This window comes from Pseudobutyrivibrio ruminis DSM 9787 (assembly GCF_900218035.1).
Lineage (GTDB): Bacteria > Bacillota > Clostridia > Lachnospirales > Lachnospiraceae > Pseudobutyrivibrio > Pseudobutyrivibrio ruminis.
Genome location: NZ_OBMR01000012.1, coordinates 65,136 through 91,755, shown reverse-complemented (window position 1 = coordinate 91,755; position 26,620 = coordinate 65,136). Strand labels below are relative to the sequence as shown.

The 26,620-nt window shown below is 38.3% G+C and carries 25 protein-coding genes and 2 tRNA genes; 21 read left to right on the top strand and 6 right to left on the bottom strand.

The window, feature by feature from the left end; all coding sequences use genetic code 11:
• Positions 1-18 precede the first annotated feature (18 nt).
• Together CRN97_RS12175 and CRN97_RS12170 are read right to left on the bottom strand one after the other, a co-directional pair.
• Positions 19-414: a DUF6548 family protein gene (locus tag CRN97_RS12175; RefSeq protein WP_097077071.1), complete on the bottom strand. Its 396-nt coding sequence runs from the start codon at positions 412-414 to the stop codon at positions 19-21.
• A gap of 20 nt (positions 415-434) precedes the next feature.
• Positions 435-1,880 (bottom strand): GGDEF domain-containing protein, encoded by a 1,446-nt coding sequence (locus CRN97_RS12170; RefSeq protein WP_097077070.1) that lies wholly within the window; start codon positions 1,878-1,880, stop codon positions 435-437.
• Between the two features lie 178 nt (positions 1,881-2,058).
• Here CRN97_RS12170 and CRN97_RS12165 point away from each other — a divergent pair, with 178 nt between their 5' ends.
• From CRN97_RS12165 to CRN97_RS12125, 9 genes are all read left to right on the top strand, one after another.
• Positions 2,059-2,649 (top strand): HD domain-containing protein, encoded by a 591-nt coding sequence (locus tag CRN97_RS12165; protein ID WP_097077069.1) that lies wholly within the window; start codon positions 2,059-2,061, stop codon positions 2,647-2,649.
• Positions 2,650-2,662: 13 nt separating this feature from the next.
• Positions 2,663-3,730 (top strand): tRNA 2-thiouridine(34) synthase MnmA, encoded by a 1,068-nt coding sequence (gene mnmA / locus CRN97_RS12160; RefSeq protein WP_097077068.1) that lies wholly within the window; start codon positions 2,663-2,665, stop codon positions 3,728-3,730.
• A 29-nt stretch (positions 3,731-3,759) separates the two neighbouring features.
• Entirely contained in the window at positions 3,760-6,192 is a 2,433-nt protein-coding gene (locus CRN97_RS12155) for a homocysteine S-methyltransferase family protein (RefSeq protein WP_097077067.1), read from the top strand.
• A gap of 67 nt (positions 6,193-6,259) precedes the next feature.
• Entirely contained in the window at positions 6,260-6,694 is a 435-nt protein-coding gene (locus tag CRN97_RS12150) for a hypothetical protein (protein ID WP_097077066.1), read from the top strand.
• A 168-nt stretch (positions 6,695-6,862) separates the two neighbouring features.
• Positions 6,863-6,935 (top strand) — tRNA-Val (locus tag CRN97_RS12145).
• A gap of 17 nt (positions 6,936-6,952) precedes the next feature.
• Positions 6,953-7,026, top strand: a tRNA-Met gene (locus CRN97_RS12140).
• Between the two features lie 152 nt (positions 7,027-7,178).
• A complete protein-coding gene (locus CRN97_RS12135; protein WP_097077065.1) occupies positions 7,179-7,997 on the top strand; it encodes a hypothetical protein in 819 nt (272 codons plus the stop codon).
• Positions 7,994-8,818: a hypothetical protein gene (locus CRN97_RS12130; RefSeq protein WP_097077064.1), complete on the top strand. Its 825-nt coding sequence runs from the start codon at positions 7,994-7,996 to the stop codon at positions 8,816-8,818. Before CRN97_RS12135 ends, CRN97_RS12130 begins: the two co-directional genes overlap by 4 nt.
• On the top strand, positions 8,818-9,471 hold the full coding sequence (locus tag CRN97_RS12125; RefSeq protein ID WP_097077063.1) for a sce7726 family protein: 654 nt from the start codon (positions 8,818-8,820) through the stop codon (positions 9,469-9,471). Before CRN97_RS12130 ends, CRN97_RS12125 begins: the two co-directional genes overlap by 1 nt.
• Here the strand turns inward: CRN97_RS12125 and CRN97_RS12120 are convergent.
• Positions 9,452-10,813, bottom strand: a complete 1,362-nt coding sequence (locus CRN97_RS12120) for a sensor histidine kinase (protein WP_097077062.1) — start codon at positions 10,811-10,813, stop codon at positions 9,452-9,454. The two genes, CRN97_RS12125 and CRN97_RS12120, sit on opposite strands and share 20 nt — an antisense overlap.
• Entirely contained in the window at positions 10,810-11,520 is a 711-nt protein-coding gene (locus CRN97_RS12115; RefSeq protein WP_097077061.1) for a response regulator transcription factor, read from the bottom strand. Before CRN97_RS12115 ends, CRN97_RS12120 begins: the two co-directional genes overlap by 4 nt.
• Before the next feature lie 168 nt (positions 11,521-11,688).
• Here CRN97_RS12115 and CRN97_RS12110 point away from each other — a divergent pair, with 168 nt between their 5' ends.
• The 7 genes from CRN97_RS12110 (at position 11,689) to CRN97_RS12080 (ending at position 20,377) form a co-directional block, all read left to right on the top strand.
• Positions 11,689-13,551: an efflux RND transporter periplasmic adaptor subunit gene (locus tag CRN97_RS12110; RefSeq protein ID WP_097077060.1), complete on the top strand. Its 1,863-nt coding sequence runs from the start codon at positions 11,689-11,691 to the stop codon at positions 13,549-13,551.
• The gene (locus tag CRN97_RS12105) at positions 13,529-14,242 is read left to right on the top strand and encodes an ABC transporter ATP-binding protein (protein WP_044937620.1); all 714 of its coding nucleotides are present in this window, start codon (positions 13,529-13,531) and stop codon (positions 14,240-14,242) included. The genes CRN97_RS12110 and CRN97_RS12105 overlap by 23 nt, the downstream gene beginning before the upstream one ends.
• A gap of 5 nt (positions 14,243-14,247) precedes the next feature.
• On the top strand, positions 14,248-15,519 hold the full coding sequence (locus CRN97_RS12100; protein ID WP_179670751.1) for an ABC transporter permease: 1,272 nt from the start codon (positions 14,248-14,250) through the stop codon (positions 15,517-15,519).
• 171 nt (positions 15,520-15,690) lie between these two features.
• Positions 15,691-17,196: an ABC transporter substrate-binding protein/permease gene (locus CRN97_RS12095; RefSeq protein WP_097077058.1), complete on the top strand. Its 1,506-nt coding sequence runs from the start codon at positions 15,691-15,693 to the stop codon at positions 17,194-17,196.
• Positions 17,197-17,207: 11 nt separating this feature from the next.
• Positions 17,208-17,942: an amino acid ABC transporter ATP-binding protein gene (locus CRN97_RS12090; RefSeq protein ID WP_074792002.1), complete on the top strand. Its 735-nt coding sequence runs from the start codon at positions 17,208-17,210 to the stop codon at positions 17,940-17,942.
• 60 nt (positions 17,943-18,002) lie between these two features.
• The gene (alr, locus tag CRN97_RS12085) at positions 18,003-19,172 is read left to right on the top strand and encodes an alanine racemase (RefSeq protein WP_097077057.1); all 1,170 of its coding nucleotides are present in this window, start codon (positions 18,003-18,005) and stop codon (positions 19,170-19,172) included.
• Between the two features lie 14 nt (positions 19,173-19,186).
• Positions 19,187-20,377 carry an EAL domain-containing protein gene (locus CRN97_RS12080; RefSeq protein WP_097077056.1) on the top strand — a complete coding sequence of 397 codons (1,191 nt, stop codon included), beginning with the start codon at positions 19,187-19,189 and terminating at the stop codon, positions 20,375-20,377.
• 12 nt (positions 20,378-20,389) lie between these two features.
• On the opposite strand, the gene CRN97_RS12075 is transcribed toward CRN97_RS12080, so the two are convergent.
• The gene (locus tag CRN97_RS12075; protein ID WP_074792008.1) at positions 20,390-20,902 is read right to left on the bottom strand and encodes a YgjV family protein; all 513 of its coding nucleotides are present in this window, start codon (positions 20,900-20,902) and stop codon (positions 20,390-20,392) included.
• A gap of 142 nt (positions 20,903-21,044) precedes the next feature.
• Here CRN97_RS12075 and CRN97_RS12070 point away from each other — a divergent pair, with 142 nt between their 5' ends.
• From CRN97_RS12070 to CRN97_RS12055, 4 genes are all read left to right on the top strand, one after another.
• Complete coding sequence (locus CRN97_RS12070; protein ID WP_097077055.1) at positions 21,045-21,518, top strand: LeuD/DmdB family oxidoreductase small subunit; 474 nt, start codon at positions 21,045-21,047, stop codon at positions 21,516-21,518.
• A gap of 2 nt (positions 21,519-21,520) precedes the next feature.
• Positions 21,521-22,768: a 3-isopropylmalate dehydratase large subunit gene (locus CRN97_RS12065; protein ID WP_097077054.1), complete on the top strand. Its 1,248-nt coding sequence runs from the start codon at positions 21,521-21,523 to the stop codon at positions 22,766-22,768.
• Positions 22,769-22,883: 115 nt separating this feature from the next.
• The gene (locus tag CRN97_RS12060) at positions 22,884-23,378 is read left to right on the top strand and encodes a LeuD/DmdB family oxidoreductase small subunit (protein WP_097077053.1); all 495 of its coding nucleotides are present in this window, start codon (positions 22,884-22,886) and stop codon (positions 23,376-23,378) included.
• A 10-nt stretch (positions 23,379-23,388) separates the two neighbouring features.
• Entirely contained in the window at positions 23,389-24,630 is a 1,242-nt protein-coding gene (locus CRN97_RS12055) for a 3-isopropylmalate dehydratase large subunit (RefSeq protein WP_090395508.1), read from the top strand.
• On the opposite strand, the gene CRN97_RS12050 is transcribed toward CRN97_RS12055, so the two are convergent.
• Positions 24,627-25,565, bottom strand: a complete 939-nt coding sequence (locus tag CRN97_RS12050) for a CobW family GTP-binding protein (protein WP_097077052.1) — start codon at positions 25,563-25,565, stop codon at positions 24,627-24,629. The two genes, CRN97_RS12055 and CRN97_RS12050, sit on opposite strands and share 4 nt — an antisense overlap.
• A gap of 134 nt (positions 25,566-25,699) precedes the next feature.
• Between CRN97_RS12050 and CRN97_RS12045 the strand changes: the two genes are divergently transcribed.
• Entirely contained in the window at positions 25,700-26,620 is a 921-nt protein-coding gene (locus CRN97_RS12045) for a carbohydrate kinase family protein (protein WP_097077051.1), read from the top strand.

The window sequence follows — 26,620 nt, the reverse complement described above, 5'->3', positions numbered from 1 at the left end:
TGGGGATTGGTTTTTATTTTAGCTAAATAGTGCTTTTAGTTTTTGGAAAAAGCTTTTTTTACGTTTTTTATAGGTAAATTCCAGTTTGCTGTATTTTGAAAGAGGATCTGCATGGGATTCTAGCTTGGTAAGGAATACCTTAATCCAAACCACATCCTCATCTTTGCCTTGGAAGTCATCAAAACTGCTTTCGGCATTGTCGAGACTGTCGTAGCGAACTTTCATTTTCTGTAAGCGGGCGATTGTAGGATCCCACTCTGGTAAAACATCTCGCACATCGATGACGGCATTTTTCATTTCTTTTATATATTTGACAACACCGTTTTCCTCGATTTTAAAACGCTTTGCCAACACGGAATCAAAGTACTGGTATTCATCATAAAAGTTTTCATTCACAATTCTGTTTGTATTCATAGTATGTCACCTTTCGTATATTATCTACGTTTATCAGGATAGGCTTCGTAAAAGGCATTTTTATCCTCGTACATGTTTTCATCTGCATATCTCATTGCCAGTCGAAGATTTCCGCTATTTGCATCGTAATAATGTCCTATAGCAAAATTTAACCAATCAGGATCACAGGCCTTTTGTCGTAATAGGGCAAGCTTTTCTAAAAATTCCCCTTCTGTGCTGTTAAGGGATATGATGGCGAATTCGTCTCCTCCAGCTCGATATATCTGATCACCAATAAAAACTTCTTTTAGGACTTCAGCTGCATCCTTTAGTAATCTATCGCCAGAATTGTGTCCGCCATGGTCGTTTATTGTTTTTAAACCATTTAGATCACAGAAGGCCACTGCAAATGGTTTGGGATCTAGCTTCAGCTTAAGGGAAAGCTCATCCACATTAACGTTCATGCAGTTTCTGTTTAAAACGCCTGTAAGCACATCTACGTTGCTGAGATATTCCAGCTTTTCTAGAATCATGTGATTGGCAACTTCGGCTGTCAAGAAAAATGAAATGAGCTCCAAAGTTTCTTTGATTCTAGTCATTTCTGAAGTGTCAAAATTTGATATATAAAGATAGCCTATTATATTTCCATGATGAATAAATGGCATAAGGCAAAGAGCCTGACCGCCTGCATCTTTATATGTTTTTATCCAGGCAGGAGCTTTCGCTTCGTAGAGGTTCATATCTTGCTCGTTTTGAATAATTATATTGTTGGTTTCTGAAAGAAGAGTTTGCCAACAACCAACTATATCAAATGGAAAATGGGAAAAGATTTCCTTGATACAGTAAGCGTTGTCTCTTACAGATTCGCTTATGATTTCAAAATTCTTTTGGTCGTAATCTACAGTCAGAATACAAGCAGACTCTGAATCCACATATTCTCTCAAGTCCTTTGTAATTATGTCCATGCTTGTTGAGAATGCATTTTCATTTCTCATTTCCAGGCAAGCTTTAATTACAAAGCTGGAAATATCAGGTGATACAGCACTGAATTTTCCAGTATCCATTTCCTTATTAAGAGTGTACATGAACTGGCAATAGGCAACATTTTCTCCGTGCGCACAGTTCACAGGAAACAAAATGTCCTCAGTCCAGTAGCCATAAATTTTAGTAGTATCTACATATGTGTGAATATGCTCATTTCCCCAGGCAGCTCTAAAGCATATGTCTTCGAATTTTGGTTCCTTTGGAAGATGAGCAGTATACAATTGTCCTTCAATTACCTCGTCAAAATTTTCAAAGGTAGCTTTAGTATTACCTTCCTGCTCCATAAACATGTCGTAGTAGCTTCTTTTGAAGATATCGTTTATGGCGTAAAAACGAATATCACCACAGGTGCCATCAGATTTTTTCTCTACAGACATGATTGTGCATGGAAGAGAAGAGAGATTTGCTGTTTGTTTTAGTAGTGAATATAAATTGTTACCCATATCTTACCTATAGAAATAACATTGTATAAGGATTATTATTTATTCTATTTAATATTTGTGCATACTTTGTGAAAATTGTGGTATTTTTTGAAATGATTTTATGTTGAAAAGACTAGAGTTTTATTTTATTCTATCCCATAATAGATTTATCTACTAAATTGATAGGAGATATATTAAAATGGACGATAGACTTAAAAAACAATTAGATTTTGCATTAGAAATAGATAAAGAGAAGAACATATTTAGACAAACACATTTGTCAGGCCATGGCAGAAATGAAAATGATGCAGAACATGCTTGGCATATGGCCATTATGGCATATCTTCTTAGAGAATACTCAAATGAACCAGTTGATATAGGTAAAGTAATGCTGATGTGCTTGATTCACGATATTGTGGAGATTGATGCAGGTGATACCTATGCCTATGATGAGGAAAATAAAAAGACACAAGCTGCCAGAGAGGAAGCTGCTAAGAATCGTATATTCGGAATGCTTCCAGAGGATCAGGCAAAGGAATTGATGGCTCTTTTTGAAGAATTCGAAGCCTATGAAACAGCAGAGGCCAAGTTTGCTCGTGCAATGGATAATGTACAGCCACTAATGCTTAATAATAGCAATGGTGGAGAAGATTGGCGCAAGCATGGAGTCACTGCTACACAGGTACATGGCAGACAGGACAAGACTGCTTTAGGTTCGAAAAAGCTTTTCGAAGTGGTTGATGCAATTATTAGCGACAATGTAAGTCGAGGAAATATTAAAGACGAATAGTTTTGGAGGAAAAATGAAAGCACTTATTGCGATGAGCGGTGGCGTAGATAGTAGTGTCGCTGCTTTAATGATGAAGGAAAAAGGATATGAATGCATTGGATGTACAATGAAGCTGTACGCCAATGAGGATATAGGGGTGTGTGGTTCACATACTTGCTGTTCCCTTGATGATGTGGAGGATGCTAAATCTGTAGCGCGTCGTTTGGGAATGCCTCATCACACATTCAATTTTCAGGATAAATTCAGAGAAACAGTAATAGATGATTTTATCTATTGCTACGAAAATGGTATGACACCTAATCCTTGTATTGAATGCAACAAAAACATGAAGTTTAATGAGCTTTATCGCAGAGCCGAGATTCTTGGCTGTGAGAAAATAGTTACAGGACACTATGCAAGAATAAGAAAGATTGATAATGGTTATCAGCTTCTTAAGGGACTGGATTCAAACAAGGATCAGAGCTATGTTTTATATGCAATGACTCAAAATGAATTAGCACACACTGAATTCCCATTAGGTGAGATTTCTAAGGATGAGGTTAGAAAGATTGCAGAGAGTCATGATTTTATAAATGCAAATAAACCAGACAGTCAGGATATTTGCTTTGTACCAGATGGCGATTATGTTTCAGCCTTGAAGAGATTTACAGGTAAGGAATATGCAGCAGGTGATTTTGTGGACCAGGATGGCAATGTTATGGGGACACACAAGGGTATTGTTGGATACACAATAGGACAGCGTAAGGGGCTTGGTATTTCGGCAGAGCATCCTCTTTATGTAACAGCTCTTGATGTAAAGAACAATCGAGTAATCCTTGGTAAAAACGAAGATTTATTTACAACAACCACTATTGTTAAGAACATCAACTGGATTGATCCAACAGACGACAGACCTACATTTAAATGCAAGGCCAAGGTTCGCTATCGTATGACTGAGCAGCCATGCACAGTTGAGCGTATTGATGCAACTTCAGCAAAGGTTGTTTTTGATGAGCCACAGCGAGCAATCACTCCAGGACAGGCAGCTGTTTTCTATGATGGCGATGTAGTACTTGGTGGTGGAACAATTTTAAGAGACTAGAGTTAAGCGGGTTTTTAAAAGGAGAAATAATGACTAGAGCGGATTTTAGAGAGCTACTTGAAAAAAGAATTGTATTTATTGATGGGGCTACAGGTACTGAGCTTCAAAAAAGGGGAATGCCTGCAGGAGTATGTCCAGAAAAATGGATTATTGATAATCCTTGGGCTATTCAGGAATTGCAAAAGGCATATTTTGATGCAGGTTCTGATATTGTGTTGGCACCTACTTTCACAGCCTCTAGAATCAAGCTAGCAGAATATGGGTTAGAGGATAAGCTTGTGGAGATGAATAGACAGCTTGTCCGCCTCTCAAGGGAGGTTGCAGGGGATAAAGGCCTTGTTGCAGCAGATATTTCTATGACAGGTAAGCAGCTTTATCCTCTTGGAGACCTTATGTTTGAGGATTTAGTAGACTGCTATAAGGAGCAGGTGGAAGCTATTCTTCAGGAAGGTGTAGATCTTTTCGTAGTTGAAACTATGATGAGCCTTCAGGAGTGTCGTGCAGCAGTTCTTGCTATCAAGGAATCATGCGATTTACCAATCATTGTTTCTCTTACATTTAATCCAGATGGAAAGACACTGTACGGAACATCACCGGATACAGCCATGATTGTTCTTCAGTCCATGGGTGTAGACTGTGTTGGTATGAATTGCAGCACTGGGCCTGATGCTATGCTAGAGCTTGTTCAGCAGATGGCAGCTGTTGCAAATATCCCTATTATTGTAAAGCCAAATGCAGGATTACCAGAGCTTGAGGATGGCAAGACTGTTTATAAGATGAGCCCTGATGCTTTTGCAGATGCTTGCGAAAAGCTTTATGAAGCAGGAGCATGGCTCTTTGGTGGATGTTGCGGTTCTACACCGGAGCATATATCAGCTCTGGTTTCTCGTTTGAAGGATAAAAAACAACATCAGATAGAAAAGAAGCCTATGAGGGTTGTTACTTCTGAGCGCATGAATACCTGGATTGATTTAGACGGACCATTTATGGTAATCGGTGAAAGAATCAATCCTACAGGAAAAAAGAAATTCCAGGCTAGCCTTTTAGAAGGCTCTTTATCAATGGTTGTGGATTTCGCCAGAGAGCAGGAAGAAAAGGGAGCCAACATTCTCGACGTAAATATGGGTATGAATGGCATCGATGAGAAACAAATGATGCTTGATAGTATTTATGAGGTAACATCAGCAGTTGATTTACCTTTATGTTTGGATACTAGCCATGTGGATGTTATGGAGGCTGCCCTTCGCATATATCCAGGACGTGCTCTCATTAACTCTATATCTGCTGAAAAAGAAAAGATGGAGCCAATGCTTAAGCTTGCAAAGAAATATGGAGCTATGTTTATCACACTTCCATTGTCGGGAGCGGGACTTCCAAAGGATATGGAAGAAAAGAAAGAGCATATTGCCACTGTTCTTAATGCAGCAGAAGCTATTGGACTAGATAGGGATGCAGCAGTGGTAGATGTGCTGGTACAGACAGTTGGTGCTGAAGGTACAGCAGGATTACAGTGCTTTGAAACCATAGAATACTGCAAGAATGAGTTGGGACTTCCTACAGTATGCGGTTTGTCAAACATATCATTTGGAATGCCAAATAGACAGTTTGTAAACGCCACATATCTTACCATAGCTGTCAGCAAAGGCCTTACTATGGCTATTGCAAATCCAAGCCAGGATATGCTTATGTATCAGGCTGCAGCAGCAGATACACTTATGAACAAGCCTGGGGCGTTGGAAAAATATGCATCACTGCCAGTGTTATCAATGACAGCGGGAGGAGCCACTAGTGGTAGTGCAGCTGGGGCAAAGCCTGAAACCAGCACTACATCTTCAGAAAGTCCAGTGGCTGAGTGTGTTATAAAAGGAAAAAAGGACCAGATAGTTTCTGAAATACAAAAACTTTTAGATGCTGGAATGGAGCCACAGGAAATCATCGAAAATCACCTTATTAAGGGAATAAACGTAGTAGGTGATTTATATGATAAAAAGAAGTATTTCTTGCCACAGCTAATAGCGGGAGCAAATGCGATGGAAGTGGGAATGAAGCACATAGAACCACTTCTTGCCAGCGATTCTACTGAAGCAAAAGCGACGGTTGTTATTGCCACAGTAGAGGGTGATATTCACGATATTGGAAAGAATTTGGTTGCACTCATGCTTAAAAACTATGGCTTCAACGTAATTGATCTAGGCAAGGATGTACCAGCAGCCACAATCATTGATAAGGCAGTAGAGGTTGATGCAGATATTATTGGGTTGTCTGCCCTTATGACCACCACAATGATGCGAATGGATGATGTGGTTAAGCTGGCTAAGGAAAAGGGCTGTAGAGCTAAGATTATTATTGGCGGAGCATGTATAAACGAATCCTTCAAGGATGAGATTAGCGCAGATGGATATTCGGCTGATGCAGCAGAATGTGTAAAATTGGTTCAAAATATTATGGAGAAATGGGCATAGATTTTTTAACTAAAATCTAGTAATGTATTATTAGTGATATGTGAAATCAAAGTGAGGGAGTTTGACTATGACAAAAGAAGAATTAGCTGAGAAGCTTCAGGGATGTCACTATGGTCTTTCAGATGTAGAGGAATCTCTTATTGAAGAGGCAAGAGTGAATGGCCTTGTTATTGGCTATGGCAGTTTAAATACTGTTATCCAGTTTGAGGGTGCTACATACGAAGAGGGGGATGATATCTCTGAAGAAAAGGAGATGATGTATGTGGACTATGAAAGCCCAAATACAATCAAGGCATATTGGAAGGGTCTTTGCAAGGGAGAAAAGGGTGGAAATCCAGATTACTCTTGGAGCTACGAAACATCTTTCCCAGTAGCACATTTCAGAATGATTGGCCGCCGCACAAGAATCAATGATGAAAAATACTGTGAGGGTATTGTTTTTGAATTAAAGGACCTTCAGGCAAAGCACATCGATTTGGAAGGTACAATGTCATATTTCTAAAACAAAAGCAGACTATTAGGTCTGCTTTTTTTATTTTATGGATGTACATATTTCAGGTAATTCCTCTAAATAGTAAAAATATTGCGAAAATTAATAATTATGTTGACATTGGGGGCTTGTTTTGTTATCTTTATGAAGTCGCTTGAAGCGGTAAACGCTAATAGCTCTGGGATCTTAGCTCAGCTGGGAGAGCATCTGCCTTACAAGCAGAGGGTCACAGGTTCGAGCCCTGTAGGTCCCATTTAATTTAATAAATATGGCGAGATAGCTCAGTTGGCTAGAGCACGCGGTTCATACCCGCGGTGTCGAGGGTTCGAATCCCCCTCTCGCTACGAAAAAGGAAGCACAGACTAATGTCTGTGCTTTTTCTTTTTCGTAGCGAGAGGGGGATTCTGTATTCAATCAAACTGTAGGCGAGAGTCGAATCCCCTTATAATATTCTTTTACAAAGAGTATAATAGTATTCAAATATCGGGGGACACATATGAAAAGACATCCATTACCATTATTCGCTATCATTCTTGCAATCTCATTAATATCCTGCAAGACAAATACACCACAGGATTCATCATCCGATGTATCTTCAATTGCCGCAACAAAAAATATCTTCGAACTACAAGATACGTCAGAACCTGGCACAGTAACGTTATATGATGATAATTCAGTGGAGATAGATTTTGAAAAATCTAACGTTCATTATGTAGGTTATATTACACCTTTAGAATATGCCCAAAATTATCATTTAAAGGCGGTTGCACCTAAGACAAATTTTACTAACATAGTAGAATCAAAAGATGATGAAATTTATTATTTGGACTGTGATATTCTATTATGTGACTATGATCAACAAGGAAATGAGTGTTATATTGCATCGTTGTTTAACAATTTAGATAACATAGATCCTACTAAGCCTATTCAAATTAAGGCAGGTAGGTTAAAATCACATATGTATGATAACTATGTATATTTTGCAAGATTCATCACTGTTGTAGATGATGATGGTAATGAGCTTTATAAGATTGCGCAGAATTACAAATCAGATGGATTCTTATTTAGCGGTCAAATCAACATAGATGGAAAAACATACTCTAGAGATGATAATCTTTTTTGCTATGTTCAAAATGCTAAGCATGTTTCAGGTAGCTATGAACCTGAGCTTCAGTTCATTATTTCAGATGAAGAACAAAAGGCTGTTATTGATAAGGGATATGTTAGCGACATTCAAATGGAGGTTACATTATCTCTTGTAGATAGTGACAATGGTATTTATAAACAGACAAAAATTATAGAGGTTGAGAAATGAGAAAAAGATTAATCGTTGCTTTATTGTGCAGTTCCATGATGGCCAGCATGATTGCCTGTGGAAAAGCTAATGTTTCAGGAGAGGTTGAGCCAGAAGAGTTGACTGATGCCATTGAGGACAGTAAATCTGAAAGTGAAGCAACTGAAAATAAAGATGATTCTGCAAGTGGAGAATCTGATAATCTTCCAACTATAGAGGTAGTGGAGGGATACAATTACTCCGATGAATACAATGCAGCTTTTGAGCTTGATGATAGAGTAGGAGCTAATTATAGAGCATCAGGTGCCTCAGAGGTAAGTGAGTTTGCATCCTGGAAAGAAGGCTATAAGGCTTTAGTAGAGGATTTGAGTAGCGAGGATAGTGTTAGTTTTTCATTGATTTATGTTGATTCTGATGACATTCCTGAACTCATCTACAAGGTTGATGATTCAGATATAGTAATAGCCACATTTACTGGCTCTACAGTAAACCTACTGAGTGGACAGATTGATTCTGTTTCATATGTGGAAGGCGACAATGTGTTATTAGCTACAGAGCATGTGGATGCCAATACATACAACAGTGTGGTGGCAATCAAGGATGGTTATTGGATTAATATTGCTTATGGTACTCAGGGGCCACTTGATCCATGGGCAGAGGATAGCTTTGATGAAAACGGAAATGCGATAATTTCTTATTGGGAGATAAATGGAGAGGAATTGGCCAGTCAGGATGAATATGATGAGCTGTTTGGTAAATACTATGATTCCTCATTTGGCAAAGAAATCACTGAGTTTAATGCAGATGCCTCCCAAATACTAGAACAGATTGAGGCAATTTAATGTTAAAAGATAAAGATATAAGGGAGCCACTATTCGAGTTTTTAGAGGAATCCTATGGTAAAACACGAATCATTGAGGAAAAGATGATGGGAAGATCAAGGGCAGATGTGATTATGATAATTACCGATGCTCTTGTAGGAATAGAAATAAAATCTGATGCGGACACTTATACAAGGCTTGAAGGTCAGATAAAAGACTATGACAAATACTTTGATTACAACATAGTGGTAGTTGGCTCAAGTCATGCAATGCATGTGGAAGAGCATGTTCCAGATTATTGGGGGATTATTACAGTTGATGAAGTAGATGAAAAGCCTGATTTCTATTTTTTGAGAAAGCCTGAATATAATAAAAAGGTAAAGCTTGATAGGAAGTTAGAGTTGCTATGGAGACCTGAATTATCAATCCTATTGCAAAGACTGGAAATGCCAGCATACAAGGCGTTGAGTAAACCGGCTGTTCGAAAAAAGATTATAGAGTCGAAAAAGGTCGACCCTGCAGATGTTAGTCATGAGATTAGTGAGCTCTTATTTGAAAGAGATTATGAAAAGCTGTTGGCTGAGATAGCAGCTTATAGAAAAGAACATTCTCCAAAAAGAAGAGGCCCTAAGAAAAGGACCTCTATCAAAAGAACTAGGCGTGCTGGTAAATAGGAAATTTTAATTCAATAGTGAAGGTATCCAAGGTGGTTTTAGTTACGCTAGAGCCACCTTGTCTTTTCATTAGGCTATTGATACTGATAAGACCGATTTTGGCACTTTCATTTTTTCTTGGAACTGAACGAATTTTGTTGGAAATTGAAAGTGTGGCAAATTCCTTGTCGCATTTGAGACCAACATGAACAGGTTCAGTTTCATCAGCATATTTATCTATGTTCGTAAATACGTTGTTGAATACTCTTAAGATATCATCCGTATTTACGTTAATCTTAAAGGCTTCAGTTGGTTCACCGTACTCAAAGGTGAAACCTTGCTCTATTAGTGGAAGTGATAATTCGCTTATTATTTGCATCAGGAAATCAATTCCATCATAGCAGGTAAGTGTTTCCTTTGAACGCTCAGGATGAGGATCAAATGCAAGGAAGTACTCGAAAAGCCTATCTGACATTTCTTTAATCTGAAAGCAAGTATCCAATGCGGTATTTACATACTTATCCATTTCTTCTTCTGAATGATAATGGTGTTCTTTTAAAATTTCCAAATAGCCCATCTGTGTGGTGAGAGGAGTCCGCAAGTCGTGAGATAGTGCTGTGACAAGGCTGTTGTTAGCCTGTATTGCTTTCTTTTCATTTTCTATTTGGTTTGCAACAGCTATACTCATTGAATTAATGTTATCTGCTACATTTGAAATCTCATCATTTCCTCTAACGGGTATACGGTAGCTTAAATCCCCTCCAGCTAGTATTTCGATTCCAGAAGTAACTTCATTGATGTATTTGATTTTTTTACGAACAAGTATAGTGATTAGAATAATTATGAGTAATGCACTTACTACGATGTTTGCAAACTGAATTTTTGAGTACAAATCATATTTGAAATCCTCGAATACATGCATCTGACATTCGCCGTCAATCAGCGTAATTGTATAGTCGTATACATAAGGATTATATTCATATGATTCCTCTATTAGCTCAGCATCAGCTTCTGATATATCTGATGCTGAATCATAGGAATAGTCCACGTAGAAATTGTAAATGATCACACCATCACGCTCTAAATAAAAGTACATAAGAGGGTGGGATTGCGACCATTTATAAATCATTGATTTGTCTTCACTTGATAGCTGGTTTTCATCTATATATTCCTGAAAATCTACGATTGACGTTTCTAATTTGCTAGGAATGTAGACATCATCTGCCCACTTTGAAAAATATATAAGGTCATTGGCTTTTTGTAGTAAAAAGAATGTAATACCACTGATTATCAAGGAAAAAACTATGGCAATCCACAGTTCTAGATATAAGGATTTAGAAAAGATTTTTTTGAATTTTCTCATTGCAGTTTATATCCCTTTCCCCATACTGTAAGAAGATGAACTGGGTTTGATGGATCATCTTCGATTTTGGTGCGAAGATTTCGGATGTGAACCATAATGGTAGCGTTGGAACTGTAGAAGTATGGCTCATTCCATATAGTTTCGTATATAAGCTGGGCTGGGAATACTCGACCGGGGCTTTCTATTAAAAGCTTGAAAATCTGATATTCCAACTCAGATAAATCAATAGATGTTTCCTGACCATCTGGGCTGATAACAAAGACTTCATTTCTGTCCTTTGCCACTTTAAAAATGTTATAAGTGTAGTAGTTGTCTGAGATAGCTTCCTTTTTGCCCTGATATACATAGTAGCGACGGAGCATGGATTTTACACGGGCAGTAAGCTCACTATGTGAAAAAGGCTTTGACAGATAATCATCGGCCCCTATAAGAAGGCCCAGTGACTTATCAGAGTCAGTTCCCTTTGCTGTAAGGAAGAGTATTGGCATTTGATATGTTTCTCGAATCTTCTTGCACACATCCAGTCCAGAAATGCCTGGCATCATAATATCAAGGATGATTAAATCGATAGAGTCGTCCACCATAGTAAGTGCAGTCTCTCCATCGCAAGCTTCAAGAATCTGATAGCCTTCACTTTCTAATAATATATGTAGAATATTTCTTATTTCCTCGTTGTCATCAACAACCAGTATCTTTTGATTTCCCATATTCACTCCTATAAAAAGATAGCTTTATCTGTTTGTATAGTAACACAAAAGCTGTGAATAAATAGTAAAAAGTCTTTTCTTTAGATTTCTTTAGATTTACTTAAGGTATTTCTTAAGAATCAAATGGCACAATAGCATCTGTTGATAGAAATCACATGGAGGAAAAAAATGAAACTTAAAGAGATACTTAACAAATTGAATTTTACCAACAAATTATATGAAGAAGAATTTTTAGGTGAAGAAATAGATGAAAGCTTAGATGAAGAAATGTCTGCAAAGGACAGAACTTTCTTTAAGAAGATGAATAAAAAGGTTGTAGCTTGCATGATAATTGCAGCTCTTGTTATTTCATCTGTTGCGGGAGTAGCCGGGTTTAAATATGTAAAGGCTAAGGGACAGGATTCTGAAAGCGAACCAATTACAATTGAGGTAACAAAGCAAAACATTGAAAAGACCTTGAGTGCAACAGGAACAATTATTTCTGCAGAGGAAAGTGGACAGTTTGCTACAACAGCAAGCTCATATCCTGTAGAGGAAGTATATGTAAAGGTTGGAGATGTAGTAAAGAAGGGAGATCCTCTTTACAAGCTTGATATGACAACTATGGAACAGACACTTTCGTATCAGCAGCAGGCTCTCAATATCCAGAATCAGCAGAATGAAATTGCTCAGCAGAATGCAAATCAAGCACTTGCAGACGCACAGAGAAACGGTGCTAATCAAATTAATGATTCAAACAGAAATCTTGAATCTGCAAAGCAAGATCAGAATACTGCCAATAGAAATAAACAGAATGCAAGTAACAGTCTTACAGCAGCAAGCAATAGTGAAAATGATGCAAAAAAAGAAATGGATGCTGCAAGCTCAACATTGTCTTCAGCACAGCAAAAGGTGGACAATTTAAACTCAAAAATAACTGATTTACAGAATCAGATAAACAATCCAGGAACAGAACAGGTACAGAAGACTGATGAAAATGGGCAGCCTATGGTTGATGCAGAGGGAAATCCGGTGTACAAAACTAAAACAAAGGATACTGCTGATCTACAGAACCAGTTATCTCAGGCAAAGACAGATTTAGAAACGGCAAAAACTGAGCTTTCAAATGCACAAAGCGATTTTGAAAGCAAGCATACAGCATATAAGAATGCTGTAGCAGCAACAGAATCAGCTAAACAATCTGTACAGTCTGCAGGAGATTCAGTTTCATCTGCAAACCGTTCAGTGGAGTCTGCTCAATCTAGCTTAAATAATACTACAGACTCAGCTAATTCGAATGTTTATACTCAGTCTCAGGCTATAAGGTCTAATGAGTTAAGTTCAAAGTCAAATACTTTATCTGCAAAGCAGGAAATTGAAAAATCTCAGGAAGAGCTTTCAAAGGCAACAGTATATGCATCACAGGATGGAACAGTTACCAATGTAAACATCGTAAAGGGCCAGACATACAGTGGAACGGATGCAGTGGTAATTGACAATGTTACAAGCTTAAAGGCAACTGCTGATATAGATGAGGCTCAGATCCCAAGTGTTCAGGTGGGGCAGAAGGTACAGATTAAAACAGATGCCACAGGAGATGAGGTATTAAACGGTACAGTTGTATTTGTTTCACCTACAGCCACAAAGAACAGCACTAAAACTACAGATGCTACATCTACGACAGCTTCTGTATCAAAGAGCAGAGCTACATACAGAGTAGACGTACAGATAGATGATTCCAATGAAAACCTAAGACTTGGTATGACAGCCAAGATGACATTTATTACTGCATCTTCCGAAAATGCAATTGCTGTGCCATCATCAGATATCAAGACTGCAGATGATGGAAGTAAGTATGTGGTGATTCAGACAAAAGACGGAAGCACAAAGAACGTTACAGTGACAACAGGAATTTCAGATGACTTCTATACAGAGATTACAGGTGGTGACCTTAAGGAAGGCGAAATGGTAGTTGAGTCTGATATGGATGAAAACAGCGCCGATGCAACATTAGAGTCAATGGGAACTGATGGAGGAATATATTTTGAGTAATGATATTTTATTATCTGCAAAAAATATAAGAAAAAGCTATTATATTGGAACTCCAAATGAGCTGGAGATTTTGCATGGAATAGATTTGGATATTCATAAAGGAGAGTTTGTTTCAATTGTTGGCCAATCAGGTTCTGGTAAAAGTACTCTGATGAATATTCTAGGTATTTTGGATAGACAGACTTCGGGAGAATATATTCTTGATGGGATTGATATTTCAAAGGCCCCAAACAAGGCCTTATCTGCCCTTAGAAACAAGCATATAGGATTTGTTTTTCAGACATACAATCTAATAGCTAGAACAGATGCTATTGCAAATGTGGAAATGCCAATGCTATATGCAGGTGTTCCAGAAAAGCAACGCAGAAAAAGAGCCATTGAGCTTTTGAAAATGGTAGGCATGGAAGAACGTATGCACCACACTCCTGACGAGCTATCAGGTGGACAGAAGCAGCGTGTAGCTATAGCAAGAGCTATGGCGAATGACCCTGATATTATTCTAGCAGATGAGCCAACAGGTGCTCTTGATTCTGGAACGGGAAGGCTTGTTATGGATATATTCCACGAGCTCCATGAAAAACAGGGAAAGACTATTGTGCTCATTACTCATTCAAATGAACTTGCAGCAGAGACTCCGAGAATTGTAACTATTAGCGACGGAAATATTATTGCTGAGAAAAAGATGGCCTAAGTGGCTTGAAAGGAATAGATATGATTAAAGAAAACTGTAAGCTTGCTTTGCTTAGTATAAAAGCTAACAAAATGAGAGCTTTTCTTACAATGCTTGGTATTATCATTGGTGTTGCAGCAGTTATTGCTATTATGACAGTGGGCAATTCGATGACAAATGGCGTACAAAAGCAGCTGGAAAGCTATGGTGTTCAAAACATTACCATATACGTTAATCCAATTGATTATAACCAGGAACTTTCAGAGGCAGATTATCAAACTATGAAAATCACTCCGGAAACACTTCATAAACTTGCCAATCAGTTTAAGGGCAAGATAAGTGCAATTTCTGTTGAGGCTAGTGCAGGATCGGGAACAGTCATCAAGGATGCAAACAAAGCCAATGTAGATATTACAGGAGTCAGTGCTGGTTATTTTAAAGCTAATAACATAAAGCTTAAAGGCGGCAATCTATTTAACGAGTTTGCATATGAGCAGGGAAAGAATACGGCTATTGTGGCAGACAAATTTGCAGAGCAGCTTTTTGGAGTAAATTATTCATTGGATGATGTGCTTGGAAAAGAGTTCGAAGTCAACATTAATGATGAATACATGAATATTACTGTAATAGGAGTGTATGAGTATCAGCAGTCAGGCAGTATGATGCGTGGTAGCAACAAAAATATCAGCACCAGTGTATATATTCCTCTTAAGACGGCATGGAATTACTCTCATGACGAAACAATCTTTGATGCCACTGTGGTTGCAGCAGAAGGACAGGATCCGGTAGCTTTATCTACAGAGATTAAAACATATTTGACAGATGTTATGGCAAACACACTGGGAGATAAGTTTTATATTGATGCATATAGCAATCAAACTATGATTCAAGAGAATACAAAAACTATGAATCAGATGACGCTGGCTATTTCAATGATTGCTGCAATTGCCCTTATCGTAGGTGGTATTGGTGTTATGAATATTATGACAGTTTCAATCACTGAGCGAACCAAAGAAATCGGTACAAGAAAAGCTTTAGGTGCCCCTGATGGAATGATAATGCTACAGTTTATAAGTGAGGCTATTATCATTTGTCTGATAGGTGGGGTGATTGGAATAGTGGTAGGATTATTACTTGGAAATATAGCTGCTCACTTTATGGGTTATACACCTGAGGTTTCGATTGCAAGTATATACATGTCGGTAGGATTCTCAATGGCCATAGGCGTATTCTTTGGATATTCACCAGCAAAGCATGCAGCAAACATGAATCCGATTGATGCATTAAGATACGAATAAAATGAATATTATGCATATTATGCATATTATTAATAGCTTCGATGAATATCGGGGCTATTTTTTTTATATATTTATTTAATTTCCTCTTTATTTTTTATAATTATGTGGTATTATGTTTTAGTATAAAAATACATTATTGAAGAATAATTATACGAAAGAGAGACGGATTATATGAAAAAGAAAGCTACAATTCTTGCATGTATGCTTGCCGCACTTTTCATTGGCTGTGGAAGTGCTGACAACACAAAAACTATTTCATCTATCGATGATTTAGAAGGATCAAAAATCGGTGTTCAACTTGGAACAACTGGTGATATTTATGCCAGTGATTACGAAGGAGACGAGGCTGGAACAACAGTTGAGCGTTACAATAAAATTACTGATGCGGTTCAGGCTTTAAAGCAGGGAAAGATTGATTGCGTTATTGCTGATGAGCAGCCTGCAATTGCAAGTGTTGAAAACGAAGGTTCACTAGTTATTTTAGATGAGCCATTCGCTTTGGAAGAATATGCAATCTGTATTGCAAAGGATAATGATGATCTTTTAGAGCAGGTTAATGGCGCTATTGCGGAGCTTCAGGAAGAGGGTACATTGGATGAAATCATTTCTAACTACATTGGAGATGATACAAAAGGTAAGTTCCCATATGAGTCACCTGAGGGAGTTACATATGACAATGGCACAATCGTAGTTGCAACTAATGCTACTTTTAAGCCATACGAATACTATGAGAATGGCGAAGTTGTAGGTATCGATATGGATATTATGCATGCCATTGGTGATAAGCTAGGTATGAGCATCGAAATCGAAGATATGGAGTTCGATTCAATTATCAATGCAGTTAGCTCTCATAAGGCTGATGTTGGTATTGCAGGCATGACAATGACAGAAGAGCGTGCGAAATCAATTAATTTCTCTACATCATATATCACATCAAAGCAGGTTATGATTGTTAAGGATGCTAATGCAGCAGCTGACGGACAGACATTTACAGAGAAGCTTTATGCTAATTTTGTAAAGGATGGCAGATATCAGTATCTATTAACAGGCCTTAGAAATACACTTGTAATTGCTCTTTGTGCGGTTATCATCGGTGTGCTTATAGGTTTCTTTGTAGCGATTATCCGTGTCTCATATGATAAAACAGGAGCACATGTAATTCTTAACGGAATTTGTAAAGTATATCTTACTATCATTCGTGGAACACCAATGATGGTACAGCTTTTGATTATTTACTATGTTGTATTTAAGTCAGTTAATGTTTCTAAGGTTCTTGTCGCAATCATTGCTTTTGCCATCAACTCAGGAGCATATGTAGCAGAGATTATGCGTGGTGGTATCATGTCCATCGACAATGGTCAGATGGAAGCAGGACGAAGCCTTGGTCTTTCACACAAGCAGACAATGACAGCTATCATCCTTCCACAGGCTATCAAGAATGTACTTCCAGCTTTGGCAAACGAGTTCATTATGCTTATTAAAGAGACATCAATTTGTGGATACATCGGTCTTACAGATTTAACTCGTGGTGGAGATATTATTCGAAGCCAGACATACGAAGCTTTCCTTCCACTTGTTGCTGTAGCATTCGTATACCTCATTATTGTAGAGTTGCTTACAGTACTTGTTGGTAAATGGGAAAAGAGCTTACGCAAAACAGAAAGAAAGGCTGATTAAGGAGAGATAGCATGAGTGAAGTATTAATTAAAGTAGAAAACTTATCAAAATCATTTGGAAAGAATGAAGTTCTTAAAAATGTAAATATGCAGATTGAAAAGGGTGAGGTTATTGCTATCATCGGACCATCAGGCTGTGGTAAATCTACATTCATTCGTACATTAAATCAGCTTGAGAATCTTACAGATGGAAAGATTTATCTTGATGGCGAGGATATCACAGCAAAGGGAGTAGACATAAATGATGTAAGACGTCGTGTAGGTATGGTGTTCCAGCACTTCAACCTTTTCCCTCATCTTACAATACAAAAGAATCTTACACTTGCTCCAGTAAAGCTTGGCCTTATGAGCGAGGAAGAGGCAAATAAGAAGGCAGCAGAGCTTCTTGAAAGAGTTGGTCTTGCAGATAAGGCAAATGCTTATCCAGATAGTCTTTCAGGTGGACAGAAGCAGCGTATTGCAATCGCCCGTACACTTGCTATGAATCCAGAGGTTATTTTGTTTGATGAGCCTACATCTGCACTAGATCCAGAGATGGTTGGTGAGGTTCTCAATCTTATGAAAGAGCTTGCTGATGATGGTATGACAATGGTAGTTGTTACACACGAAATGGGATTTGCAAGAGAAGTGGCAGATAGAGTGCTTTTCTTCGACGAAATGGGAATCAAAGAAGAGGGAACTCCAGCAGAAATCTTCGATTCTCCAAAGTCTCAGAGATTACAGGACTTCTTGTCAAAAGTACTTTAGTTTTTAAGATAAATGACTATAATAGTATTGGACATTAAATAATAATGGAGCAATACGATTATGGAATCAACACTTAGACGTACATGGGCCGAGGTAAATCTCGACGCCATCGCATATAATTACAAAAAGATTCGTGAAAAAATAGGCAGTGATGTCAAGTTTCTTGGCGTAGTAAAAGCCGATGCATATGGACACGGAAGTATTCAAGTTAGTCAGCTCCTTGAGGAATTGGGAGCTGATTATCTTGCTGTCAGCAGTGCAGATGAGGCATTAGAGCTACGCGTTAATGGCATCAAGATGCCTATTCTTATTTTAGGCCATACTCCAAAGGAGCAGGTTCCACGTCTTATTGAATACGGAATCACACAGGCTATCACCTGTAAAGCAAAGGCAGATGAGTATAGTGCAGAAGCAGTAAAGGCAGGAGGCGTTTTAAAAGTTCACATCAAAGTGGATACAGGAATGTCTCGTTTAGGATACCTTTGCGACAATGGTTATTTTGACACAGGCGTTAGCGGTATTGTAGAAGCGTGCAAGATGCCAGGTCTTGAGGCAGAGGGAATCTTCACTCATTTTGCTGAGGCAGACGAGTTTGGTCAGGCCAATGATGATTACACTAAGCATCAGTTTGAGTTATTCACCAGAGTCATTTCTGCAGTTGAAGAGCAGCTTAATCACAAGTTTAAAATTAGACATTGTGCAAACACAGGTGCAGTTGCTCGTTTTCCAGAAACTTATCTAGACATGGTGCGTCCAGGCCTGTTATTATATGGATACGGTGAGTTCGCTCATCAGATGGGACTTCGTCCAGCCATGACTATGAAAACAACTGTCAGCACAATCAAGATTTATCCTGAAGGTACAGCTGTCAGCTACGGCGGAATGTTTGTTACAGACAAGCCAACACGTATTGGTGTTTTGCCTTATGGTTATGCAGATGGATTTCTTAGAAGTCTTTCTAATAAATGCTCACTTTACACAAAGGAAGGTCCAGCAAAGCTTAGGGGTAAAATTTGCATGGATATGTGTATGATAGATATCACAGATATGCCTACTGTAGATGTAGGAAGTGAAGTTGAAATATTTGGGGAGAAGAACAGTATTGATGACTTAGCTGCTTGTGCAGGTACTATTCCTTACGAATTAACTTGTGCAGTTAGCAAGCGAGTTCCTCGAGTTTATTATCGAAATGGGGAAGTTGTTGATCGCGAGTTAATGCTTAGGATGTAGTAATTGAGGATTATATGAGTACTTCTTTCTTAGATAAAGTAGTAAATGCTATTGAAAATCGAGAAATCAAAGCATATTATCAGCCACAGTACGATGCTAGTACTGGTAAAATTGTTAGTGCTGAAGCGCTTGTTAGATGGGTGAAGCCCAACGGCGAAGTTATAAGCCCAGACAAATTCATACCGAAACTTGAAAAGACAGATGATATTAATATCTTAGATTGGTATATGGCAGAGGAAGCCTGCCGAACCATTCATGAAATGGGAGATAAGGCTGTTCCTATTGCTGTCAATTTCTCTAGATGGCATGTAAAGGAAAAGGATTTTTATCGCAAGTTGCAAGCCATTCTTACAACATATAGAGTAAAGCCAGAGATGTTTGAGGTAGAAATTACAGAGTCAGCCCTTGCTGTGGAGAATTTAAAATCCATAGAAGAATGGGCCAGAAACATCGCAGACACCGGTGTTAAAATCGCTATAGATGATTTTGGCGCAGGCTTTACATCATTACAGTTTGTAAAGAATCTGCCAGTTAGTTTTTTGAAAGTTGATAAAGCTTTCTTGGAAGATAATTGTCAGGATGATAGGGGACGTGGTACCCTTGAAACTGTATTTTTCTTTGCAAGACGTCTTAGCTTAAAGACTATAGCTGAAGGTGTAGAGACCATGGAACAGCTTAAGTTTTTGCAGAATATGGATTGTGATAGAGTTCAGGGGTATTTATTCTCTAGACCACTCAAAAAAGAGGATTTCCTTGTTCTTGCAATGATAGACAATGCTCCAATGGTTGACGATGATGATTTCCTTAAGAAGCAGGGAACATTCAGTACTCACAGCTTACTACTTAATGCAATGAAGACAGAATACGACATGATAATGTTCGGAAATCTGTATAAGAATAGCTATTATATGATGTACCAAAACCCAGAGGTTTTCTTTGATGCGCCAACGGCTGGTGTTATTGATGATATGACTCACAATGCATTAGCAATATGCGTGGGAGAGTCGTACAAAATATACGAAGAGAATCTTTCACGACCAGCTCTTTTAAAAGCCTATAATAAAGGAAAAACAAGGGTAGAGGTTGTTGTAGAGCACAATGTAGCAGGTGTTCCACAAAAGTATAGAACTATAATTCATCTTATGAAACATCCACACAAGGAAGATGTATTGATGATAGGTTTTTCAAGAAAAGTTGAAGAATAAGAAAGAGGCCTTTTAAAAGGCCTCTTTTTCTTTATCAAATAGAATTCTATATACACCAATCAAACTTGTGATAAGTGAGAAAACATCGAATGCAAATACAACCCAGTTCTTAAGGAAGAAATCATAAGTTCCAAAACAAAGAATACTGCCAATGCATCCAAGCTTTATCACCAAATCTTTTTTAGATCTAAGTGAAAGTGTAATCATAGTGGCTGCGGCGAATGGAAGCCAATCAATCCATCTGTTTTGAGTAGTGATGAAGGTGAATACTCCCTGGAAGCAAATGAAAAAAATCTGAAGTGGAATAGTAAGATTCCATTTAAGACATATAAGGTTTCTAAGCAAGCTAACCATGTTTCCTACAACTGCTGCAATACCACCAAGGCAGGCGTAGGATATAGAAAAAAGAACAAACTGTAGGTTCTGTGCCCAAAGAATTGTTTTTTTGTGCTTAAGGTATCCGATTAACACCATAAGGATACAAGCCAAAATTGAAAAGATTCGTCCAACTAAAACTAAATTCATTTATTAACTCCTATCAAAAATCATATTTACATATAATAAAACAATCTAAGGATTTTTTAAAGTTTTTACCTCTTTAAATCGCTAAAGAATTAAGGTAGAATAGATTAACTAGAAAATGTGACAACATGTAAAAGGAGGAAATATGGGCAAGGTATTTAGATTTCACAAAGATGTAGATACAGATCAGATTATCGCTTCACAGTATCTACTTTTTCCCACGATAGACGAAATGAAAGTACATACATTTGAGTCCCTAAATGGCGATTTTGCATCTCAGGTTAAGCCTGGGGATTTTGTTGTGGCTGATGAAAACTTTGGTTGTGGTTCATCAAGAGAGCAGGCACCAAGTGTCCTAAAAGCGCTAGGCGTAAAAGCAGTTATAGCTAAGTCCTTTGCTCGTATTTTTTATAGAAACTCTATAAACATTGGCATGCCGGTTATTGTCAGTAAGGAGCTTTATGATGCAGTAAAAGACGGAGATGAAATGGAACTGGATTTGAACGCTGGCATCATAAAAGCAAATGGAAAAGAATATTCTTGTACTAAACTACCTGAAAAGATGCAGGAAATTTTGGATCAAGGCGGTCTTATAGCATCTTTGGATAAGGAGGATTAGATATGGGAATGACAATGGCAGAAAAGATTATTGCTGCAGCTGCAGGCAAAGAAAGCTGTAAGGCTGGCGATATCGAGACAGTTACACTTGATAGATTGATGAGTAATGACGGAACCACTCATCTTACAATAGACATGTACAACAATTTAAAGCATCCACGTATTGCGGATGTGGATAAGCTTGTATGGGTTATTGACCACAATATCCCTGCTGATAGTCCTAAAACAGCTGCAAGTCATAAAAAGATGAGAGACTTTGCCAGAGAGCATGGAATTACTTTTTATGAGGGAGAAGGAGTGTGCCATCAGGTTATGATGGAAAAACACGTACGTCCAGGAGAGCTGATTTTTGGCGCAGATTCCCATACATGTGCTTACGGTGCGTTGGGCGCTTTTGGTACGGGCGTTGGTTGTACAGATTATTTGTACGCTATGGTTACTGGAACATCATGGTTATTGGTTCCAGAGACAATTCGCTTTAATCTTCATGGAAAGCTTAATAAGGGGGTATACGCAAGGGATTTAATTCTAACTATCATTGGTAGAATCTCTGCTAATGGTGCCAACTATAAAGCAATGGAATTTGCAGGAGAGGGCTTACATGATCTTTCAATTGCTGACAGAATTTCAATCTGCAATCTGTGTGTTGAGGCAGGTGCAAAAACTGCTCTTATGGAGGTTGATGATGTTGCAATGGAGTATTTAAAGGCCCATGGACGTGAGCCAAAAGCACTGTTCGCATCAGATGAAGATGCAGTGTTTGCGAAAGTTTTTGATATTGATTTATCTGAAATTCAGCCAATAGTTGCAAAGCCTCATTTTGTAGATAGCGTTGTACCAGCATCTGAATGTGAGGGTACAAAGATTAACGAGGCATTTCTTGGTAGCTGCAACAACGGACGTATCGAGGATTTAAGAGTTGGTGCAGAAGTAATCAAAGGAAAGCATGTTGCAGAGGGAGTTAGATTTTTAGTTGTTCCCGCCAGTCGAGAAGTGTACAAGCAGGCCCTAAAGGAAGGACTTCTTGATATATTTATGGCAGCTGGCGCTATGGTTATGAATCCAAATTGTTCCGTGTGCTGGGGCGCATGCCAGGGTGTCATCGGTGAAGGTGAAACACTTATTTCTACAGGCACTCGTAACTTCAAAGGACGTGCAGGTCACAAGGATTCCTACGTTTATCTTGCATCAGCGGCAACCGTAACTGCATCCGCGGTGGAAGGATTTATAACTACTGCAGATAAACTTTAGAACATAATCTAATTAACAATCTATTAGCTCTCTGAATGAGACATGTAGTCGAAGAAAGAGAGTTAATGATTGTTAATGTAAGATTATGTACATAGACAAGATTGGAGATAGTATTATGAGTGACAAGTTTACGGCTAGGATTTGGGTCCTTGGGGATGACATAGATACAGATATAATCTTACCTACAGAGTATTTGGCGTTTAAGACGGTGGAGGAAATGAAGCCTTATGCTTTTAGTCCACTTAGGCCGAATTTGGCATCACAGATTCAGCCAGGAGATATGATTGTAGCTGGCAACAATTTTGGCTGCGGCTCTTCAAGAGAACAGGCTCCAGAGGTTGTAAAGGCCCTTGGGGTATCTTGTGTTGTTGCAAAATCTTATGCAAGAATCTTTTTCAGAAATGCCATTAACAACGGCCTGCTATTAATTGAAAATCAGGATTTGTATGATGAGGTTAAAGAGGGAGATATTGCTGAGGTTACACCAGGCAAGGAAATTGTGGTAAATGGTAAATCCTACGAAATAGCCTCACTTCCAGATAATCTTCTGGAAATACTTGAAGCAGGTGGCTTGGTAAAAGCTATGAGAAAGCGTAACGGATTGGATTAATGGTGGAAAAATGGGAAAGACATTAGTAGAGAAAATAATTGGGAATAAAGTAGGACACGATGTAAAACCGGGAGACATTGTCACTGTCGATGTTGATTGGTGCATGATTGATGACATTATGGTTCCTTTTGCTGTTCAGAAGTTTGAGGAGATGGGCTTTTCAAAAGTTAAAAATCCTGACAGCGTTGTTCTTATATATGATCATTTTCTTCCAGCTACTCAGGTAGATGACACTCGTCATTTCAGAGAAGGTGATGAATTTGCAAAGAAATATGGCATCAAAAATGTCCACAGAACAGATGGAATATGTCATCAGCTTATGACAGAGGCTGGATACGTAAAGCCTGGTGATATTGCTTTTGGAACAGATAGCCATACAGTTACATATGGTTGCGTTGGCGCCTTCTCAACAGGTATCGGATATACGGAGATGGCAGGCATACTTGGAACAGGTCAGCTTTGGATAAAAGTTCCTGAGACAATCAAAATAGAAATTGATGGTACGCTACCTGGAAATGTTACATCAAAGGATATCATTCTTAGAATTATTGGTGATTTGACTGCCTCTGGAGCTACATATCAGGCTATTGAATTTACTGGAAGCACAGTAGAGGCTATGAGTGTAGCCAGCAGAATGACTATGTCTAATATGGCGGTGGAAGCTGGGGCAAAATGCGGTTTGTTTGTTCCAGACGACAAGACATGTGATTACTGCAAAATACAATATGACGATAGCATCAAGGCGCTGAAGCCAGATAATGATGCTAAGTATTCAAGAATACTCAGATATAGAGCAGAGGATATGGTTCCTGTTTTGGCTTGTCCATCTTTGGTGGATAACATTCATCCGGTCTCTGAGCTTAAGGGGACAAAGGTAGATCAGGTATTCCTTGGCTCATGTACAAATGGCAGATTAGAAGATCTTAGAACGGCAGCTACAATTTTAAAGGGAAAGCATGTTGCACCATTTGTGAAAATGATTGTCACTCCTGCTAGCCGCAAGATTTATAGAGAGGCCTTAGCTGATGGCACCCTTGAAATTCTTTCTGACGCTGGCGCAATTATAACTACTCCAGGTTGTGGTTTGTGCTGTGGAAGAGGTGGCGGAATTCTTTCGGATAACGAAGTGGTGGTTGCCACAAACAATAGAAATTTCCTTGGAAGAATGGGAACTAGCAAGGTTCAGATATATCTTGCCAGCCCTGCAACAGCTGCAGCTACAGCAATTGCAGGCAAGATTACAGAAGCTTAATTATTTGCTTCCATGAATTCACGGATTTTACTGTCATTAAGGTTTTCACCAATGACAATGAAGACCTGTTGACCTACGGACATTGGTGTTAGTTCAAATTCATTTTTAGTGGCGTTGAACTGATACCAAGTGCCGTCTTCATTAAAGAAGCCCTTTGCACGTAGGATTTCACCAAAAGAAGAGTCGGACATAAGAGTATCGATTCTTTCTTTTAGATATTCCTTTTTCAATGGAAGCTCAAGAAAATAAACTGTTTTATAACCACTGTCATCAGTGGTTAATTTTTTTATGTAAGATCTTGAAGCATAGCTACTATTTGAAATCATTTCAAAATCCCCATCATCAAAATCATCCCAGTTTTTATCTAGGACAAGAGAATCTATATTTATGTTTAAGTTGGCTTTTTCTGCTGCAGCTTTTAAGTGGGACTTCGTATTTGCGATATGATCTAAATCAGTAAGCTGAGTTCTACTAAGGACAATACGTCCAGCATTTGCAATCTGACTAGCAAGGAAGAAATCGGAATCCTCAGAAAGATTGTCCTCTAGTCTTGCATCAACGATAGTCAGAACTGTACCTATTTCATACCATCTATCAAGGGGCTCATCTCTAAGAACATCAAAAAACTCATCCACATCAAAAATACCAGATGGCTCAATGATGACTCTGTCATAACCGCTCATGGCCATGGCAATAAGCTTTGTTTTAAAACGGCGTTTATGACAATCAGCGTCACATCCACCGGCTACCATTTCAAGCTCACAATTGTCTCCACGCAAATCATTTAGAAGAAGCATATCAACATTAACTGCGCCGTAATCGTTTTCTAGTATTCCAATTCGTTTGCCTTGGGAAATGAAGTAATTTGCATATTTTTTAAGAAAGGTAGTTTTGCCGCTACCCAAGAATCCTGTAATTAAGTCTACTTTAATCATGGTATACCTCGTATCATAGTTATGTAACAATTTAGGTATATTATAAAGGACAACACATTGGTAGTAAATTATTGTTTAAAATTCTAAAAGCATGTGATAGTATTTATACATTGTTTAAAAAGGAGTAATTAATAATGGGAATTGTAGTACTAGGAGCAGTTTTTATTGATATTAAAGGTCACTCTACAGCAAGCTATATTCCAGCAGGTAGAAATGTTGGTACTGTAGAGGAAGTTCACGGTGGTGTTAGCCGTAATGTAGTAGAAGACATTGCAAATGTTGAGCTTCGTCCTACATTTGTTAGCCTTGTAGATGAAAGTGGTATTGGTACAGGCGTACTTGAGAAACTTAATAATCACAAGGTTGATACAAGATTTGTTCGCCGTACTCCTGATGGAATGGGAAAGTGGCTTGCAGTTTTTGATAATCACGGAGACGTTGTTGCATCTATATCAAAGCGACCAGATCTTTCTGTAATCAATGATATTCTTGATGAAGAAGGAGATGAAATCTTCAAAGATGCAGATAGTATTGCTCTTGAGATTGATATGGAAAAGGATTCAATCAAAAGAGTATTCAAATATGCAGAGAAATATAACCTAAAGGTTTATGCAGCTGTCTCAAACATGAGTATTGCTGTTGAACGTAGAGATTTCTTGAAGAATGTAGAGTGTTTCGTATGCAATCAGCAGGAAGCAGGCATCCTTTTCATGGATGATTATTCAGAGAAAACACCTGAGGAGATGGAAGAAATCCTTGCAAAGAAAATCCAGGGTGCACAAATCAAAAAGATGATTGTAACACTTGGTGGACAGGGTGCTGTTTATGCAGATATTGATGGGAACACAGGATTTGTACCTGCTAGAAAGGTAGATGTAAAGGATACAACAGGAGCTGGAGATTCATTCTTCGCCGGTGTAACAATCGGTCTTACATATGGCAAATCAATAGAAGAGGCTTGTGAAATTGGATCTACTTTAGCAGCATCTGTTATTGTTACTTCAGATAATGTATGTCCACGATTTTTACCTAGTGAGTTCGGCTTAGAAGTATGA